Raw genomic sequence first — 17,681 nt, 5'->3', positions numbered from 1 at the left:
ACCGTATGAAGTTTTATGTGGACCGCAAAGAACTTAATTGGGAGCCTGAAAATTTTTATATAGCTGGTTATACCGCAAAAAATCAAGCGGAATTAAAGGAACATATTGAAGAGCTCGAAAAGATCGGCGTTGCCGCTCCTCCGCAAGTGCCAATGATCTATCATCTCTCCCCCGAGCTTCTTAGCACTGGAGCCACGATCTCTACTGTGCGGAATGATGCAAGCGGAGAAGCAGAGGTCGTGTTATTAAATATAGAAGGCGAATGGCACGTCGGGATTGGAAGCGATCATACGGATCGTGTTCTTGAGGCAACATCCGTACAGAAATCTAAACAAGTTTGCGCTAAACCTATTTCAAATGAGCTATGGCCATTAAGCGCAATAGAAGATCATTGGGATGAAATTGAATTAAGAAGCTGGTATTCCATTAATGGAAAAGAAACGTTGTATCAATCGGGAAAGCTAGATGCCTTTCTTTCTCCGAAGGAACTGCTAAAAATTGTTGAAGAGCGCGGTTATTCAACATCTGAATCCGCCCTGTTTTGCGGGACATTGCCGATTGTCTCTGGCGAATTTATTTACGGAGAATCGTTTAGGGCAGAGCTGTTTGACCCTAAAATGAACAAAAAGATTGAATTATTCTATCATACGAAAATTTTAAGAGACTCAGAGGAGGAAGCATTATGCCAAAAAAGGAATTAGAATTTACCCATTACAGCAAATTTGAAGTTGAACCGTTAAACGTGGAAGGTTTGTCCCAACGGGTAATTGCGGAAGATCCAGATACGAAGGGAGTTGCCACGCGCATACTGCAATTTGAACCTGGAACGGATACCTCGCCAAATGGAGTGCAAATTCATGATTTCTGGGAAGAACTGGTCATCATTGAAGGTTCGATCATCGATTTGGAATTAAACAAAGAATTTAAAGCGGGAGATGTTGCAACCAGGCCGCCTGGAATGAAGCATGGCCCATGGAAATCTCCAAATGGCTGCAAGATTTTTGAAGTCCGCTATTATGCGAAAGGGCAATAAAAGTAACCCATTCATCCAGAAAAACAAGCGGATAAGTATGATTGAGTGAATAGTTACGCATCTCACTTCACTTATCCTCTTTTGCGGATGTTTAATGTATACACAATACAGTATGCATTGGAGAAAAGATAGGATTGCAACAAAAAGGAAATAAAACATGCCATTGACTATTCAATCTATCGAAGCCCAATGAAAAAGAAGCAATAGAATCCGATGATGGAGTGGCTCATGCGGGTAAACAGTTGTTCAATTCGTTGTCTTGCAGAGCCATTTCTCAAAGGATTGCTTGCATTTAGGAGGTTATTAACGAATGGATGATAGAACGTTTAGAAATGCGATGGGGAAATTCGCGACAGGTGTAACAATAATTACAACCATAGCGGATGGTGAAGCGCATGGAATGACAGCAAATGCGTTTATGTCGGTTTCTCTTAATCCGAGGTTGGTTGTGATATCAATTGACGAAAAAGCCAAAATGCTTGATAAAATCAATGCTTCCGGAAAATTTGCCGTGAATATATTGTCAGACGCTCAAAAAGATTATTCCATGCATTTTGCCGGACAGATGAAAGAAGCGTACCCTGTGGAGTTTGAATGGATAGATGAAATGCCGGTCATCAAAAATGCCCTTGCTAATATCGTTTGTAACGTACAAAGCAAGCAAATTGCCGGGGATCATACGTTATTTATCGGAGAAGTGAAGGATGTCATTTTTGGCGACGGAACGCCACTCACCTTTTACGAAGGTAAATATGGGACAGTAGTGAGCTAATCTTCGAAATTCTGCAACATCCTGGATTTACATTAAAGGCCGACTAATCTGGGGGTGTCAAAATGAATGGGGCAAAGAAAGTAGACAAGAAATCTAAAAAAGTCTTATTTGCAAGTTTACTTGGAAGCACAATCGAATTCTACGATTTTTTTCTTTATGGAACCGTGGCCGGACTTGTATTTAATAAGCTGTATTTTCCTAATGATGACCCATTTATAAGCTTATTGCTTGCCTACGCATCATTTGGAGTCACATTTTTTATACGCCCTCTGGGAGGACTTGTTTTTAGTCATTTGGGCGATAAGTTTGGCCGAAAGAATACATTGGTGATTTCGCTTTTATTAATGGGCGGGGCCACCGTATGTATTGGAATCCTTCCAACCTATCGTACGATTGGGATTTTGGCGCCAATCCTTCTTGTTTTATTTCGCCTCATTCAAGGCATTGGACTTGGCGGAGAGTGGGGAGGAGCGATACTTCTGGCCGTTGAATCTGCACCTAAAGAAAAGCGCGGGTTTTTTGGAAGCTTTCCTGCAATGGGAATCCCGCTTGGTTTGTTACTCGGGACATTCTCCGTTTCGCTAATGAGTTTGCTGCCAGAGCAGCAATTTCTATCATGGGGATGGCGAGTTCCCTTTATATTCAGCCTGATTTTGGTCGGAATTGGCATTTGGATACGAAGAGGGATTGGGGAAACAGCGGCCTTCCAGGAAGAAAAGGAAAAAGGAAATGTTGTTCGCTTCCCTTTGTTTGAAACGCTCCGATATCATTGGAAAGCTGTTTTAATATCATTAGGTGCAAAATGTGTAGAAGTTGGGCCATTTTACTTATTCTCCACATTTTTCATTGCCTATGCTACAGAAACACAAGGTTTCTCAAGGACAACTGCATTAAATGCTATAACCGTTGCAACCATTGTTACAACGATTTGCATGCCGCTGGTGGGAATGCTATCCGATATAATCGGCCGTAAACAGGTTTTCCTGATCGGTACAATTGGACTAACTCTGTTTGCATTCCCATACTTTTATTTATTTTCATTGCAGTCTCCCTTCTGGCTATACATGATTTCAATTATCGGGTTAGGTTTGCTCTGGCCACCTATTGCTGCGACGATTGGCACAATGTTCTCTGAAATGTTTAATACGAATGTCGGCTATACAGGAATAACGCTGGGATACCAAACAGGTTCAGCACTATTTGGAGGAACCGCGCCTATGATTGCTACATTTTTGTTGCGTTCCTACCATAATTCCTGGATCCCGCTTGCATTGTTCCTACTTGTGCTTTGTTTGGCATCTCTAATCTCGGTTTTATTCTTGAAGATGAATCACAAGGATTCGCATAAAGGTACTTCCCTCGCTCAAGAAAAAGTAGTTACCGGGGCGGAAGGTGAATGGAAGAAGAAAAAAGCCCATGTATGCCATAGAAGATAACGGCAAGCAAGATGGATTTCATTTTTACCAGGAAACTGGCAAAACATATAAAATCCAGTTGAAAGGGTTTACTTCAATGAAAAAATATATCATTCTTCTATTATTAATTGCGCTTTGCAGCCTGGTATTTTCCGGGTGTGCGACGGAGAAAAATTCAAACAAGTCGAAGGAAAATTCGAATGAAGTAGCCGATTTAATCTTTAAAAATGGTGACGTTTACACGGTGAATAAAAATCGAAGTTGGGCGAACGCGGTTGCGGTTAAGGATGGCAAGATTGTCTACGTCGGTAATAACAAAGGAGTTGCATCTTTCAAAGGAACCAGGACTAGAGTGATTGATCTGAAGGGAAAAATGCTTATGCCTGGATTCATCGACAGCCATAATCATGCATACCTTATGGCGGAAAGTCTTTTTTGGCTAAGTCTGAATCCTTATTCCACTGTGGAAAAACGCCAACAGGCCATCAAGGATTACGTAAAGAAGCATCCCAATATGAAGCAATTGCGCGGTGTAGGCTGGGATGAAATCAATCGCGATAGTAAATCAAGAGGGCTCGCTCCTAAAGAGTTGCTCGACCAGGTTGTCCCTGATATACCTGCTGTTTTTATTGCTAACAGCCATCATAGTATCTTAGTCAATTCAAAGGCTCTTGAGATGGCAGGGATAGACAAAAACACCCCTGATCCTCAAGGAGGAACCATTGAACGAGACCCTAAAACAGGAGAACCAACCGGAATTTTACACGAATTTTCCGCTGAAAATCTTGTGATTAAAGCTCTTCCCCAACCGGATTTTACGGTAGAGCAATTTAAAAAGACGCTTTTATCCTGGCAAAAAACGGCTGCTGAAGATGGGATTACCTCGGTATTCGTGCCCGTTCACTACCCGACTGAAAATCTGCTTAAAGCATTTAAAGAACTCGACCATTCGGGTAAATTGACCGTAAGATACGATTTAGGGTTATGGGCCGATGAAAACAAAGGTACAGAGCAGATCGATCAATTAAAAAAATTGCGGGATCAATATCAAGGGAAGTTGTACAAGATCGATTCAATTAAAATATTTGCAGATGGTGTCGGTGAAAATAAACTGGTTTGGAATCAAAATGTTTTAGAAAAGACCGTGGCTGCTTTAGATAAAGAAGGTTTCCGCATCTATGTCCACGCGATTGGCAATCAGGGATTTTACCCATCTCATAATGTTTTAAACGCTTTTGAATATGCGGCCAAAGTAAATGGAGAAAGGGATTCCCGGCATGTAATTACCCATTTAGACTGGGTCAAGGAAGAGGATGTTCCCCGGTTTAAGGATTTAGGGGTAATACCAGCCCCTCAACCTGCCTGGTTTGGCAAAGACTGGTATGATCATATAAAAGGTGAAAAGTTGAAGGAAGTTAATCATATGAATAGCTATTTTAAAGCTGAAATACCCGTTGTTTCATCTAGTGATTTCCCTTCAACAAATACTTTTAAAAGAGATATGTATCCGCTTACTGGATTAGAAGTAGGAATAACTAGATTGGATCCAGACCATACCACTGAAGCCGATCTAAATAAAGTAGAATGGCCCAAGGAAAAAGCTTCTCTTCAGGATATGATCGCCAGCTATACGATCAACGGGGCTCATTTAATTTTCCAAGAAAATGAAAGAGGCTCAATTGAGGTAGGTAAAAAAGCGGACCTGGTCGTTTTGGACAAAAATCTCTTCAAGATTCCGGTAACGACGATTGGCGAAGTGAAGGTCCTGTTGACGATGTTCGAGGGAAAAGAAGTATTTCAACACCCTGCGTTTACCGGTATGCCTAACTAAAGACATTTAGGCTCATCCAATTTAGGTGAGCCGTAGAAAAAGATGAAAAGAGAGGGGGATCCATCTTATGCATGAAAGCACAAAGTTTCAGCGCTCGCTTACTTTACTGCCGGTTGTACTTTTTGGTTTTTCATTTATGGCACTCGGAACAGTCTTTAGCACCTATGGTATTGCCGCCCAAATGTCGCATGGCATGGTTGCCGGGTCTTATGTTATTGCCTTATGTGTCATGCTTTTTACAGCTTATAGCTATGGTCAAATGGCAAAGGAATTTCCTTATTCGGGATCAGCCTATACCTTTGCCCAAAAATCGATCCATCCATACATCGGATTTTTGGTAGGCTGGTCGATATTATTAGACTACTTATTTATCCCTATGGTCAACTATTTATTGTTCGGCATTTTTTTCTCAGCGGCATTTCCGGCGATCCCTGGCTATGTTTGGATTCTTTTTATGCTGCTGCTTGTAACGAGTGTTAATATAATTGGCCTAAAATTGGCTAATGCTGTAAATGTCATTGCCACAGTCATCGTTTTTTGTTTTATTATTATTTTTTGCGTTTTATCCATTAGATCAATTCTAAATGGTGTAGGAACGGGATTACTATTTACAAGCGCGCCTTTTTATAATCCTAATGAACATTTTTCTTTTCTGATAGTTGGCGCCTCACTTCTTTGCTTTTCGTTTCTGGGATTTGATTCGGTTACGGCATTTTCGGAAGAAATCGTCAATCCCAAAAAGAATATACCTAGAGCAATTTTTATCATTACAATAGTTGGAGGCTTGATATTTATTATCGTCTCCTATCTATCACAAAACGTTTGGCCTGACTATCAATCCTTTAAAGATCCAGATTCCGCCTCTGCCGAGATTATCAAATTAGTCGGAGGAAGTTTCCTTACTGGGGCATTCCTTGTACTTTACGGTGTTGGCGTTTTTGTTTCATCGATGGTCTCGCAAGCAAGTGCAGCCCGGGTTTTATACGCAATGGGCAGGGATGGACAATTGCCAAAAAGATGGTTTGGACACTTGAATAAAAAATTTAAAACACCTGTTAATAACATTTTGGTTATCAGCCTATTTTCTTTGCTAGCATTGATATTAAGCTTAAGCCTGGTAGCTTCCTTTATTAATTTCGGCGCTTTTTTTGCTTTCACTTGTGTGAATATTTCCGTTATTTTCCATTATTTTTTCCGAAAGAAGAAGCGTTCTTTCAAGGGAGCTGCATTGTATGTAATTTTGCCATTAGCCGGTGCGGTGCTGGACATTTGGCTATTAGTGAAACTGGATTTTCATTCGAAAGTTTTAGGAACGATGTGGCTGGCAGCAGGCATAGTCTACTTAGTATGCCTGACCAAAGGTTTTAAAAAGCGGCCACCCGAGATAAAAATGACAAGTGTAGAGGCTTCAATATCAAATTCACTGTAAGGGGGAACCACCAAATGTTCGAAGCTGATATTGTTTTATCAAACAATGCTGTATTTACAGGTCTTGAAGATAAGCCGAAGCCAGCAGGAATAGCTATAAAAGGAAAAAGAATTATTGCTGTAGGCTCTAAAGATGAAATGAAAGATTTTATTGGACATAAAACTAAGGTTTACAATTTGGATGATCAGCTGATTATGGCTGGATTTCATGATGCACATCTTCATCTTTTACTTGGAACTTTATTTAAAGACCATTGTGTTGATTTATCTGAAGCGCGCTCCGGTGATGAAGCGGCGATGATGGTGAAGCGATTTGCTGATGAAAGGCCAGATGAGGAATGGGTAATCGGAATAGGCTGGGACAGTAATAATTGGGGAAACAAGGATTTTCCCCATCGCAAAATACTGGATAATCTGATTGGTGATCGCCCTTTGTTTTTGATTCACGCTGAAGCTCATTATGCCTGGGTGAATACGAAAGCGTTAGAAATGGCAAATATCACGTTTGAAACAAAAAACCCTCCATATGGCATGATACTTAAAGATGAAGATGGAAATCCTACAGGCATTTTAATAGAAGCCGCTATTTCATTAGTAGGCGATCTAGCGTTTAACCTATCAAAGAAAAGGCAATATGAACTTTTGGAAAGCTTCCTTCGGTATTCTTCGAGCGTAGGTGTTACATCGGTTAATGATTTGTATGGGGGCCGCGCTTATGAAAAGTTAGAAAACTATGATTTGTTTAAGGAATTTGACGATGAAGGCAAATTAACAACTCGTGTTCATATTTATCCTGCTATGAATGGGGACATTGAAAGGGCAAAACAATTGAGAGATCGTTATAACTCGGAAAAATTCAGGGTTGCGGGATTAAAACAATTCATTGATGGTGTTGTCACTGGCCATACTGCCTATATGCTTGATCCTTATGCAGATCAACCAGATACAAATGGCCAGGTGGCTTTTTCGCCGGAAATCATTGAAAAGTGGGTCGTGGAAGCGGATAAAGAAGGATTTCAAATTCGATTTCATGCGATTGGCGACGGTGCGGTTCGTCTTGGATTGAATGCCTTTGAGAAAGCCCGAAAGGTAAACGGCAAAAGGGATTCCCGACATTGTCTTGAACATGTTGAAGTCATTCATACAGATGACATTCCAAGATTTAAAGAACTGGATGTCATTGCTTCCATACAGCCTTCTCATATCGCCATTATGCCGCGAGATAGCCATACTTCCCGTACTGGAGAGAATAAGCATCCTTATTTATATATTGGTAACTCTTTAAAATCAGCGGGGGCTAAATTGGCATATAGTTCAGACTTCCCTGTTGCGCCGCTGAACCCCATGGTTGGAATCTACCATGCTGTTACAAGAGCGGATTATCATGATGAACCGTGGAATAAACAAGAACAAGTTACTCTAGCAGAAGCATTAAAAGCTTATACATTAGGAGCTGCTTATAGCGTATTTAGAGAAAAGGAATTAGGAACGCTAGAAGAGGGGAAACTCGCGGATATTATTGTATTAGATCGAAATATTTTTGAGAGGCCTATCGAGGAGCTGGTGAAAACGAAGGTTCAAATGACTTTAATGGATGGTCAGATTGTGGCAAGTCAACTAGAGCCAGAATTCGCCGGATCTATTAAATAATCTTTTGCTCGCCCTCCATAGCGAGATGAGCATCCGTTCAAAATTTAACTTGCTTCCGGAAGATGTCTCCCTCTTCAAACTGCAACGAGTCAATCGCGGTGGAGGTTAAGGGGGAGATTGAATTTCGGGCAGCATTAGCTAACCCCTTGAAAAACCGTAAAGCGAGACAATCTTACAAAACCAATATGGTAAACGGAAAATATCATGGACTGTAAAAATGAAGCGACATCGAGAAATTCCCTCCCATCATCTCATCCAATCTTGTACAATATCCCGAACAAAAAAAGGAAATGATTATGTTTCAATTCTTGCTGAATATGGACATTGACGATAAAGTACATCGATGAGGCATTAAACTGGGCCGGCAGTTTTTCCGATTAGCGTCCGGAAAAACAATTAGCTGAGGCCAGAGGTGATCCAGCCTCAGTTTGATGTTATGCAAGCGTCTCGTATATTAGCTGCTTACAGTCGTTGTAGCACGTTTTTTCATACGTTTCACCCGAGCAGGGACGGATCGCTCTTTAGATGGATTGCTCCCTCGAATAAAGAATGACAAAATAAAGGCTGCTACAGTCAAATAGGTTGCGACCATATACGCATCATTAATTCCCATTACTGTGCCTTGATTGACGGCCATGGCCATATGGACTTTATCCGTTGGCAAAATATGATGTTGGCTAACAATCGTTTTCACATGGCTTTCCCCTTGATTCGTCATAATGGAGACAAAAAAGGCCATGCCTACTGCCCCGGCTACCATTCTAAATGTGTTAACCATAGCAGTGCCATATTTATTTAAATGAAGTCCAAGATCATTCAGGCCGGCGGTAAAGATGGGCATCATTAAGATGGACATGCCAAACATCCGGACCGTATAAACCCACAATATATAGAAGAAGGACGTATCGGTTTGGAGCCTTGTCAAAGCATATGTCGTAAGAATCGTAATCGCTAGGCCGATAATCGCTAACCATTTTGCCCCATATTTATCAAAAAGTTTCCCCGTAATTGGCGACATAATCCCCATGACGATTCCGCCTGGCAACAGCATAAACCCTGCTTCGAGCGGGCTGAAGCCGCGGACATTTTGCATATAGATGGGCATTAAAATCATTCCGGAGAACATGGACATCGTTACTATGACGTTTATAATCGCTGTTAACGTAAACATCTTGTATTTAAAAATGCGAAATTCTAAAATAGGATGCTTGACAGACAGCTGACGCCAAACAAACAGAATCAGGCTGATTCCGCCAATACTAAACAAGGCGATAACTTCTGGATGATTCCATCCTTTCGTCCCGGCTGTTGAAAAGCCGTAAAGGAGGCCGCCGAAACCAATGGTGGATAAAATGACGCCAGGGACATCCAATTTAGGACGTTTTGTTTCTGTCACATTTTTCACAAGAAAAATAGCGAGTATAAAGTCTAAAAGGGCGATAGGAGCAATGATATAAAAAATAACCTGCCACGAAAAAGTTTCAATAATCCAGCCTGCCCATGTCGGGCCAATCGCCGGGGCAAAGTTCATCGCAACACCGAAGATCCCCATTGCAAAACCGCGCCGCTCAAGCGGAAATAAGGTAAAAATGACATTTGTTATTAAAGGAAAAAGGATCCCGGCACCTATTGCTTGCACAACCCGGGCGATTAACATAATCGAGAAAGCAGGCGCTGCCGCACATAGGAATGTTCCAATCACAAAAATCCCCATAGAGAATAAAAACAGTTGCCTCGTTGTATAGCGATCCATTAAATAAGCGGTGATCGGGATAACAATTCCATTGGTTAACATGAAGATCGTACTGAGCCAATTGGCAGTAACAGCAGAAATTTGATAGTAATCCATAATTTTGGGCAATGCGACAGCAATGACGGTTTGATTTAAAAATGCTACAAATGCACCGGCAAGAAGAACCGCAAAAATTGGCGCTATCCTCATTTTTTTGTTTGATGCGATGGTGTCCAAGTAAAAATACCCTCCTATATGATTTTTGAATTTGGATAACTTAAAGGTTAGACATTTCAAGACAACATGGTTATATGTGGATAGAAGAAGAATAAAGAAATAACTGAAAGTGAATGGTCGTGGCTAAAAAGTTAATAAACTTAATAATCTATTATTATAAGTTTCAAGGTCTATTGTCAAACGAATTGCATTTTACATCTAAAGTCCGTTGATTCATACAAAATGGCAGTGATCTAAAAATAGACGATAAAAAAGGGCGCCGGAAAGTCAACTATACTGGCTTTCCGGATGGCCCCTTAGCGATTATTGTTTTATGAAGCTTTTGGTCCAATCATAGACCGTTTTTCCGTCTACAATTGTTAATTGTACTTTAGTGTGCGGTATTTCTTCTGCCGGGATGGCAAAAAGGTCTCGTTCGAGAACGACGATATCGGCCAATTTTCCTGCTTCAAGTGTGCCGAGCTCATGTTCTCTAAACGAACCATAGGCTGAACCGATCGTATATGCCTTCAAGGCTTCAGCGAGGGTGATACGCTCATGCGGATGCCATACATCTTTTCCGCCACTGTCGATTCGCGTGATCGCACGGTAGATTTGGAGAAGCGGGTTCAGTTGGTCAATCGGGAAGTCCGTTCCAAATGCGAGTTTAGCCCCGGATCTTTGCAATGTGTTGATCGAGAATACATATTTTTCCCGGTCGCTCCCGATCCGCTCTGTATAAACGCCGCGTTCTGACATCGCAAAATGGTCAGGCTGCATGGAAGCAGTAACGCCAAGTTCGTTAAACCGATGAATATCATCCGGATGAATGACCTCAACATGCTCAATAGAGTGACGTGAATCTCTTTTTCCATTCGCTTTTTGCGCTTCCTCATAGGCGTCCAAAGCAAGTCGGATCGCTGCATCGCCAATCGCATGGAAACGAATGCTGAATCCCTCTCGATCGGCTTCGGTCACCCATTTTTTAATTGTCTCAGGCGGGAAACAAGTTTCCCCGCGAGTTTCGGGTTGATCGGCATAAGGTTCAAGCAAAAAGGCCGTTCTTGCCGTAATGACACCATCGATGAATTGCTTCAGCCCTGAAACACGGAGCTTGTCTGATTGGTACGCATTCCGCAATTGTTTCGCCCGTTCGATATCACCATTTAAAGCGGGCCATAAATGAATGCGTGTCGTTAATTCGCCGCGATCCTCAAACTCTTTGAAAAGCCCAAAGTCATCAAGGATTTCCAGTGATTCCGTCGCAAATAAATCGTGAACAGCCGTTACCCCGTAACTTGCGGCATGGCGTAAGAAGTTCGTGAAAATCTCGGTTTTTTGCTCCTTTGAAAAAGTAAACGCATGCCGGATGACTGCCCCCATTGCCTTTTCGTATAAAATTCCATTCGGTTCCCCATCTTCATCTTTGCCGATTATGCCGTAAGAAGGGCTTTCTGTCTCACGTGTAATGTTTGCGATTTCCAGAGCCTTTGAATTCACCCATGCATAGTGGCCTTCGGCGTGAAACAGAATCGCTGGACGATCAGGCAGAATGCGGTCGAGCGAATAGCGATTCGGCAACTTTTGCGTATCCCAATAGCCCGCATCCCAGGTAAACCCGATCACCCATGGATTTTCAAGGTTCGAATCAGCAAATTCCTTGATCATATTAAGTGCTTCTTGTTCCGAACGGGCCGAAAAAAGGTCGACGCTGTTCAATGAAACCGCCCCATGCATAATATGCAGGTGGAAATCATGGAATCCCGGCATGATTAGTTGATCATGAAATTGATAGATTTTCGTATATTCACCTTTAAAAGCATTAATTTCTTCTTCAGAACCGACCGCAATGATACGATTGTTTGCAATCGCAATCGATGCGGGTTCCGGCCGATCGGCAAGACCGGTAAATACTTTGTTGCCTGTAATAATCATATCAGCTAGTTGACTCATAAAATAAACCATTCCTTTCTATTGTTATACTTTTCTACATCACAATTAAGCTTCTTCAAAGCTAAGCTGGGGAGGGGGCTGCCTGAACATTTTTGTTAAATTCAATAAATAGATTAATCCTATAAGAAGCCAGCTGCCTCCGAGCATAAGAGAGTGCTTATCTAATTTGATAAAAAATAGTCCGATAAGCGCCGCACCGATGATCGGGATAATGAAGTATTGAATGGTCCCTTTCACTGACCGCTTTTTCTCCCGAATAAAATAATGGGCGATAACAGAAAGATTCACGAAGAAAAAGGCAAACAACGCTCCAAAGTTTATAAGAGATACCGCGGTTGTAAGATTGAGGAAAAGAGCGCTTAACGCGATTACGCCAATTATCACAAGATTAAATACAGGTGTCCGGTATTTTGGCGAAAGATAGCCAAACACCTTTTTCGGCAATACATTTTCCCGGCCCATCGCATATAAAATGCGCGATGCGCTTGTCCCGGAGGCAACAGATGAAGCAAAGGATGCCGTTAATCCAACCGCAACAATAAAGCTTGTGAATACGTTTCCACCAATGTACATGGCAATTTCGATATAAGCCGATTCGGGGTCTTTAAATGATTGAAAGTCCGGAAAAATAAGTTGTGAAAAATAAGCGCTTACAATGTACAACAGGCCGCCAATCAACGTAATGGAATAAATCGCTTTCGGCAACGTTCTCTTCGGGTGCTTCGTTTCTTCCGACAGCGCCGTTACGGCATCAAACCCTAAAAAGGTAAAACAGAGAATAGGAATTACCGAAAGAAATGTCGGTATTTTAATTTCGGAATCGAAAAACGGCACGGCTGAAAATAATGTCCCGGCACCTTTTCCTTCAAACAATCCTTTAATCGATAAGACGAAAAACACCAAAAAGACGAGAAGTTGTAGCAGGAGCAAGTACGTATTGAACTTCGCTGCAAATTTTATGCCAAGAATATTGACTGTAGTGATAATAATGATGAAAGATATAATCCAAACAAACATTGGAATGGAAGGAAAGTAAGCCCTTAGCGAAATACCGAGAAGCAATGAACTGATCATCGGGCTAAACACATAATCAATTAAAATCGTCCAGCCAACGAGAAAGCCGATATGCGGACTAATTGATTTTTGCGTAAACGTATAAGCGGCACCAGCGTTCGGAAACGCTTTCACTAATTGGGCATAACTATAAGCAGTAAATAACATAACAATTAAAGCTACCGCATAAGCCGTAGGAATCATGCCGTTTGTGCTTTGTACTGCAACCCCATACGTTGAGAAAAAGGTTTGCGGCGCCATAAACGCCAATCCGAAAAAAATGACGTACTTTAACGTTAACGAACGGTGAAGAGATGGCGAATTCGTCTTCTCCATTAATCAATCCTCCTCATATTTATAAGTGAACTAATGATCATTAGCTAATGTTAATAATGCATATATCATGCCAAATTTGAATAATTCAAAAAACTATTTTGATAATTGCTGATTAATTGTAATCAATACTGTTATTTCACTTAATGGCGCAGTCATGTTTATTCGAAATTGCATAAATTAACCGGATTTGCATAAATAAGATGTACATGACAAAAGGACTATTTCCGTTAAAAGGGAATAGTCCTTTCGATTATTATTTGCTCATTTTTGCTTCAACGGAAGCGAGCTTCGATTCCATCGTTGATTTTTTATCCCGGCGGTCGTCGATTCGAATATTGGTAGCGACACGCTTGATCCCTTTTTGAAAAGGAACTTCATGAAGCTGTTCAATCACTTCAAACACGTCTTTCAAATCCCCTTCAATTAACGTGCTCATCGGGGTCAATCGATACGTTACCCTGTCCGAATTTTCCTCAAGCACCTTTTGGATTTGAGCGATATATTCACTCACGCTCGGCGTTTCAGTCCCAATAGGGATGATTGTTATATCTGCAATTGCCATAATTAAGCCTCCTCTCCTAATAGTTTTCTTTAGTAGTATACCATTTAACGTGATTCCTCGGGCTCAAAGCAGGCGGAAAATGGACAGCTTAATTTTCTGAGAATTCGTTTACAAACATATGTTCTATATGATAAAATATACACAGCCAGGTTCATTCTAATTCAAAGGAGACTTAAAATGAATAATCGAATTCAGTCATTAACCGTGTTGGTTGTTTCTGATTTAGAAAAGTCGAAATCTTTTTACAAAGAAGTGCTTGGATGTGACGTGACGGATTGGTGGGCCATTCGGGATGATGAGATTAAACTTGGATTCAAACTTATACAGGCAAAAGAAAATCAAGCGGTTTCTCCGAATACGATTGGGGACAGAATCGTCTGGGATACGTATGCTTACGCGGATGATTTTGCTTCCTTAGAAACTTTGTATAAAGAATGGAAACAAAAAGGTGGCACTATTGTTCAGGAGCCGACAGTGACCGAATTTGAATGGGGGAAATGGAAGGAATTTGCCATTCAGGATCCTGACGGCTACGTTTTGGCAATTGGCACTGCGGATAAGTCATAATCCATAACCCTGAATTTTATAAATATGATTGATAAACTAGCCCGGCAACCCGATTGGGATCCGTTGATTTGTAGAACGACAAGTAAACAGGGATTAAACGAGGAAGCGAAAACAGCGCTCGAGAACATTCAGTGATTCGAATTTGAGTTACTTTTCAAGTTTACGCTGGAAACGGCATTTCCGGTGACTTAGCCTGGTGGTGTCAATAAAGTTATTAGGAGTATAGTTGATTTTAATATTTAGCTTGGGAACTGCTTAAAGCCAAGTCCCTCACTAATGGACTTGGCTTTTGAACACATTTTTAACCTGTCTGTCTAATTTTGCGGCATTAAACTTAATATGCTTGAACTGTAGTTGGAGAATCAGGAATACTTCCATGAGTTGCCAAAAACTTTGTTGTATTAGATGAACTTGAATTGCCTATTAAACTAATTGCTGCAACTAAAGAAAGTCCAATTATAACCATTTTTAATTTTTTCATTTTAAAGCCTCCTTTTCAAAGATTTCCTTTCTTGATTTAATTGATAGATCAAAATAATGACAAGCTTCTTTATATCTTTCAAGTTTGTTGTAAAAATCGGCTAAATATTCGGCATATTCTTGAACATATACCCATAATTTTTCTTTAACAAAGTAGGAAATTCCTTCTTTGAAAGTGATTTCGAAGTTTTCTGTTAATTCTGAATTCAAAGCATTCAATAATTTAAAGTGAGTCAAGTATTCAATGTTGTTTTCCCTGGTACATAATTCTATACCTTTTGAACAATTTTTCGTAGCTTGTTCGACATTTTTAAGTTTAAATTGCTCTCTTGTCAACAAATAAAGGGCCGCTACATAATTTTCATGATCCTGGTTTTCTAATGCTAATTTTAAATAACGTACAGCAGCATCCGATAAATTTTGTTCAGCATAAAGATAACCAAGATTATGATAAATATGAGATTTTAGATTTACATCTTCTGTTTTATTTGCGTAATTTAATGCTGAATGGAACTGAACTTCAGCCTGCTCAAACTGCTTCATTTCAACGCAATTTAGTCCTAATAAAAGTTCACAATGAGAGCTTCTTTTTAAAAACTCATTATTTTTTTGAAACAAGTCAAAAGCAGTTTTTGCGTGAGTAGCAGATAAAAATGATTGCCCTAACTCACAATATACAGAAGCTAATTTATAATAAAACTCAGCCCGTTCAACATCATCAGAAACAAAACTCAACTTTTTTTCTGCCAATTCGTAGTTTTCCAATGCTGCCTCATAGTTTCTCGTGTTGTATAAGTAAATTCCCTTTAAAAAGAAAAAGTAAAAGGTTTGTAAACCGTCCATTTCTGTTTGATATGATTCAACTTTTGGAAGAAGTGATGTTATCTCTTCGGAGTTTTTTTGAAGCAATTGATGTCGAAATTCTAGAAGTAGGTAATCGATAAATTTTGATTGGTTTTCTTCAATGCTGCTGAGTTTGTTTTGCACATTTTTCCTGACTTGTTCAGCCCGTTCAATCTCACTTGTTCGTATGTACTGATTCCATGTATTAAGCAAGCTTGTCAACTGATCGGAACCTACTACATCTAAGTCCAATTGAATCCCCCTCTGTCTAAAATATTTCTTTCTACCTATTTCCATCGTAACATAAAAATTGGAAAATGGTTTTGGGAAAATTGGACGAATTAAAGTATAAATATTGAGGGGAAATGCAACGATTTTCCCAAGTTGTTACTCTATTCGGATTGAAAAAGAAAAAAAGACGACTTTATTTCAAATAGTAGGACACATGTGATAGAGGATTAGGGATCAAGAAGCAATAAAAAGACACGATCATCATGCCAGGAAAAGTTAATTCTCAACAAAAAGAACACGGAAATTTATCCGTGTTCATGTTTCCTATTATACAGCCTTTGGATTCAACGTAACGTCAATGTTTCCTCTTGTCGCTTTTGAATAAGGACATACTTTGTGGGCTTCTTCCGCTAACATTTCAGCATCTTCCTGGCTGACTCCATTAACTTCTACATTTAACGTTACGCCAATTTTAAATCCTTTATCTTCTGGATCTTTCAAGAAACTTACATCGGCCGTCACGCTTGTATCGACATCCATCTTTTTTTTCGAGGCGACAAGATTAAGCGCTCCATTGTAGCAGGAAGCATAAGCGGCGGCAAATAGTTGCTCTGGATTTGTCCCTCTTTCATTTGTTTTTTCCGTCGGCATCACCAAATTCAGGTCGAGTACTCCATCGTCCGATTTTACGTGCCCATGGCGTCCGCCTTTTGCTGTTGCATGGGCTGTGAATAGTACCTCACTCATTGCGGAATCACTCCTTGTTTTTATTTAAGTTAATAGATTGCGTTGTTATGTAGAAGACTTTACCCTTATTCATTTAAAGTTAAAACACATTTAAATAGAAAATAGATATTTAGTAAGCTGGACCTGTTTGTAAAAATTTAAATAGGCAAAAAGTATCAATTTATCCTATAAGCATTCACACAGAAAAACATTTTGCTATAATTAGGAAAAAGTAAAAGTTTCCCTATTTTACACGGCAGGTGTACATATATGATCGATAATGAATATAGATTAATGACATTAAATCGTGAAGTGTCTTTATATATGGAGCAATTACGGGCAAATGAAGAAAAGGTAAGACGTTTGTATGAGGCGAAAAGTAAGATTTCTAATGAACAAGAAGAGCTAATGAACAACAAAAGACTTATTTTTAAGCCGGAACTGTCGCGAACAATCTGGTCCGGGAAACATGCGAATCATTTTGGAAACTTGAGGGCAGCTAATGAGCGGGCGTTTAAAGCAATAAATGATCGTCAAATTGAAGAGCTTTTGACTAGAATTGAGGACAAAATTTTACAGCTAGAACGGGCCAATGCTAGTATTTCTGATTCGATCCAATTCATTCATAAGAAAATCAAACACGTAAAAGATGAGGAGGGATAATGTGCCGGAGATTAAAATAAAGGAACAGGAGATTAAATCCGCATTTGATACATTAAAGGATAAAACAAATGACTTCCATCCAGCTGCCTCAAAACCTGTATTCCGACATTCTTCTCTTCAATTTCTGAAGTTTCTTCAAGAATTGGAAGAGCGTTATGATAAGGCTGTTCACGATTATAAAACGAGGCTA

17 protein-coding genes are annotated in these 17,681 nt (G+C 40.1%); 10 read left to right on the top strand and 7 right to left on the bottom strand.

What is annotated here, in order from left to right:
- The first annotated feature begins 5 nt into the window (after nt 1–5).
- The 7 genes from H538_RS24085 (at nt 6) to H538_RS0115885 (ending at nt 8,129) form a co-directional block, all read left to right on the top strand.
- Nucleotides 6–701 carry a DUF2848 family protein gene (locus tag H538_RS24085; protein WP_051291514.1) on the top strand — a complete coding sequence of 232 codons (696 nt, stop codon included), beginning with the start codon at nt 6–8 and terminating at the stop codon, nt 699–701.
- Nucleotides 683–1,033 carry a cupin domain-containing protein gene (locus H538_RS0115910; RefSeq protein ID WP_026678457.1) on the top strand — a complete coding sequence of 117 codons (351 nt, stop codon included), beginning with the start codon at nt 683–685 and terminating at the stop codon, nt 1,031–1,033. The genes H538_RS24085 and H538_RS0115910 overlap by 19 nt, the downstream gene beginning before the upstream one ends.
- Before the next feature lie 310 nt (nt 1,034–1,343).
- A complete protein-coding gene (locus tag H538_RS0115905; RefSeq protein ID WP_026678456.1) occupies nt 1,344–1,805 on the top strand; it encodes a flavin reductase family protein in 462 nt (153 codons plus the stop codon).
- Between the two features lie 62 nt (nt 1,806–1,867).
- Complete coding sequence (locus H538_RS24080; protein WP_081412684.1) at nt 1,868–3,241, top strand: MFS transporter; 1,374 nt, start codon at nt 1,868–1,870, stop codon at nt 3,239–3,241.
- Between the two features lie 223 nt (nt 3,242–3,464).
- The gene (locus H538_RS0115895; protein WP_161627209.1) at nt 3,465–5,051 is read left to right on the top strand and encodes an amidohydrolase; all 1,587 of its coding nucleotides are present in this window, start codon (nt 3,465–3,467) and stop codon (nt 5,049–5,051) included.
- A gap of 67 nt (nt 5,052–5,118) precedes the next feature.
- Nucleotides 5,119–6,480 carry an APC family permease gene (locus H538_RS0115890; protein WP_026678454.1) on the top strand — a complete coding sequence of 454 codons (1,362 nt, stop codon included), beginning with the start codon at nt 5,119–5,121 and terminating at the stop codon, nt 6,478–6,480.
- Nucleotides 6,481–6,494: 14 nt separating this feature from the next.
- Entirely contained in the window at nt 6,495–8,129 is a 1,635-nt protein-coding gene (locus H538_RS0115885; protein WP_026678453.1) for an amidohydrolase, read from the top strand.
- Between the two features lie 454 nt (nt 8,130–8,583).
- On the opposite strand, the gene H538_RS0115880 is transcribed toward H538_RS0115885, so the two are convergent.
- From H538_RS0115880 to H538_RS0115865, 4 genes are all read right to left on the bottom strand, one after another.
- Nucleotides 8,584–10,071, bottom strand: coding sequence for a DHA2 family efflux MFS transporter permease subunit (locus tag H538_RS0115880; RefSeq protein ID WP_407636401.1), 1,488 nt, complete (start codon nt 10,069–10,071; stop codon nt 8,584–8,586).
- A gap of 330 nt (nt 10,072–10,401) precedes the next feature.
- A complete protein-coding gene (locus H538_RS0115875) occupies nt 10,402–12,030 on the bottom strand; it encodes an amidohydrolase (RefSeq protein WP_026678451.1) in 1,629 nt (542 codons plus the stop codon).
- A 45-nt stretch (nt 12,031–12,075) separates the two neighbouring features.
- The gene (locus H538_RS0115870; protein ID WP_026678450.1) at nt 12,076–13,419 is read right to left on the bottom strand and encodes an APC family permease; all 1,344 of its coding nucleotides are present in this window, start codon (nt 13,417–13,419) and stop codon (nt 12,076–12,078) included.
- Nucleotides 13,420–13,672: 253 nt separating this feature from the next.
- Nucleotides 13,673–13,981 (bottom strand): MTH1187 family thiamine-binding protein, encoded by a 309-nt coding sequence (locus tag H538_RS0115865; protein WP_026678449.1) that lies wholly within the window; start codon nt 13,979–13,981, stop codon nt 13,673–13,675.
- 177 nt (nt 13,982–14,158) lie between these two features.
- Here H538_RS0115865 and H538_RS0115860 point away from each other — a divergent pair, with 177 nt between their 5' ends.
- Entirely contained in the window at nt 14,159–14,548 is a 390-nt protein-coding gene (locus tag H538_RS0115860; protein WP_026678448.1) for a VOC family protein, read from the top strand.
- Nucleotides 14,549–14,882: 334 nt separating this feature from the next.
- On the opposite strand, the gene H538_RS26190 is transcribed toward H538_RS0115860, so the two are convergent.
- From H538_RS26190 to H538_RS0115845, 3 genes are all read right to left on the bottom strand, one after another.
- The gene (locus H538_RS26190) at nt 14,883–15,029 is read right to left on the bottom strand and encodes a hypothetical protein (RefSeq protein ID WP_154657997.1); all 147 of its coding nucleotides are present in this window, start codon (nt 15,027–15,029) and stop codon (nt 14,883–14,885) included.
- A complete protein-coding gene (locus tag H538_RS0115850; RefSeq protein ID WP_026678447.1) occupies nt 15,026–16,123 on the bottom strand; it encodes a response regulator aspartate phosphatase in 1,098 nt (365 codons plus the stop codon). Before H538_RS0115850 ends, H538_RS26190 begins: the two co-directional genes overlap by 4 nt.
- A 306-nt stretch (nt 16,124–16,429) precedes the next feature.
- Nucleotides 16,430–16,849: an organic hydroperoxide resistance protein gene (locus tag H538_RS0115845; protein WP_026678446.1), complete on the bottom strand. Its 420-nt coding sequence runs from the start codon at nt 16,847–16,849 to the stop codon at nt 16,430–16,432.
- Between the two features lie 249 nt (nt 16,850–17,098).
- On the opposite strand from H538_RS0115845, the gene H538_RS0115840 reads away from it, so the two are divergent.
- Nucleotides 17,099–17,491, top strand: coding sequence for a YwqH-like family protein (locus tag H538_RS0115840; RefSeq protein WP_026678445.1), 393 nt, complete (start codon nt 17,099–17,101; stop codon nt 17,489–17,491).
- 1 nt (nt 17,492) lies between these two features.
- The coding region (locus tag H538_RS24075) for a DUF5344 family protein (protein WP_035351146.1) at nt 17,493–17,681 on the top strand (189 nt) is incomplete at its 3' end.

Origin of the sequence: Fictibacillus gelatini DSM 15865 (assembly GCF_000430745.1) — a bacterium.
In the GTDB taxonomy this organism is placed as follows: Bacteria; Bacillota; Bacilli; order Bacillales; family Fictibacillaceae; genus Fictibacillus_A; species Fictibacillus_A gelatini.
Note: the sequence above shows the minus strand (reverse complement) of the source record. Positions and strands in the feature narration are given on the sequence as shown.

Bases quoted from the DNA above. Each gene is read 5' to 3' on its own strand.
- H538_RS24085 (WP_051291514.1), top strand. From the start codon at position 6: ATGAAGTTTTATGTGGACCGCAAAGAACTTAATTGGGAGCCTGAAAAT.
- H538_RS0115865 (WP_026678449.1), bottom strand. From the start codon at position 13,981: ATGGCAATTGCAGATATAACAATCATCCCTATTGGGACTGAAACGCCG.
- H538_RS0115880 (WP_407636401.1), bottom strand. From the start codon at position 10,071: ATGAGGATAGCGCCAATTTTTGCGGTTCTTCTTGCCGGTGCATTTGTA.
- H538_RS0115860 (WP_026678448.1), top strand. From the start codon at position 14,159: ATGAATAATCGAATTCAGTCATTAACCGTGTTGGTTGTTTCTGATTTA.
- H538_RS26190 (WP_154657997.1), bottom strand. From the start codon at position 15,029: ATGAAAAAATTAAAAATGGTTATAATTGGACTTTCTTTAGTTGCAGCA.
- H538_RS0115905 (WP_026678456.1), top strand. From the start codon at position 1,344: ATGGATGATAGAACGTTTAGAAATGCGATGGGGAAATTCGCGACAGGT.
- H538_RS0115910 (WP_026678457.1), top strand. From the start codon at position 683: ATGCCAAAAAAGGAATTAGAATTTACCCATTACAGCAAATTTGAAGTT.
- H538_RS0115890 (WP_026678454.1), top strand. From the start codon at position 5,119: ATGCATGAAAGCACAAAGTTTCAGCGCTCGCTTACTTTACTGCCGGTT.
- H538_RS0115870 (WP_026678450.1), bottom strand. From the start codon at position 13,419: ATGGAGAAGACGAATTCGCCATCTCTTCACCGTTCGTTAACGTTAAAG.
- H538_RS0115840 (WP_026678445.1), top strand. From the start codon at position 17,099: ATGATCGATAATGAATATAGATTAATGACATTAAATCGTGAAGTGTCT.
- H538_RS24080 (WP_081412684.1), top strand. From the start codon at position 1,868: ATGAATGGGGCAAAGAAAGTAGACAAGAAATCTAAAAAAGTCTTATTT.
- H538_RS0115875 (WP_026678451.1), bottom strand. From the start codon at position 12,030: ATGAGTCAACTAGCTGATATGATTATTACAGGCAACAAAGTATTTACC.
- H538_RS0115885 (WP_026678453.1), top strand. From the start codon at position 6,495: ATGTTCGAAGCTGATATTGTTTTATCAAACAATGCTGTATTTACAGGT.
- H538_RS0115845 (WP_026678446.1), bottom strand. From the start codon at position 16,849: ATGAGTGAGGTACTATTCACAGCCCATGCAACAGCAAAAGGCGGACGC.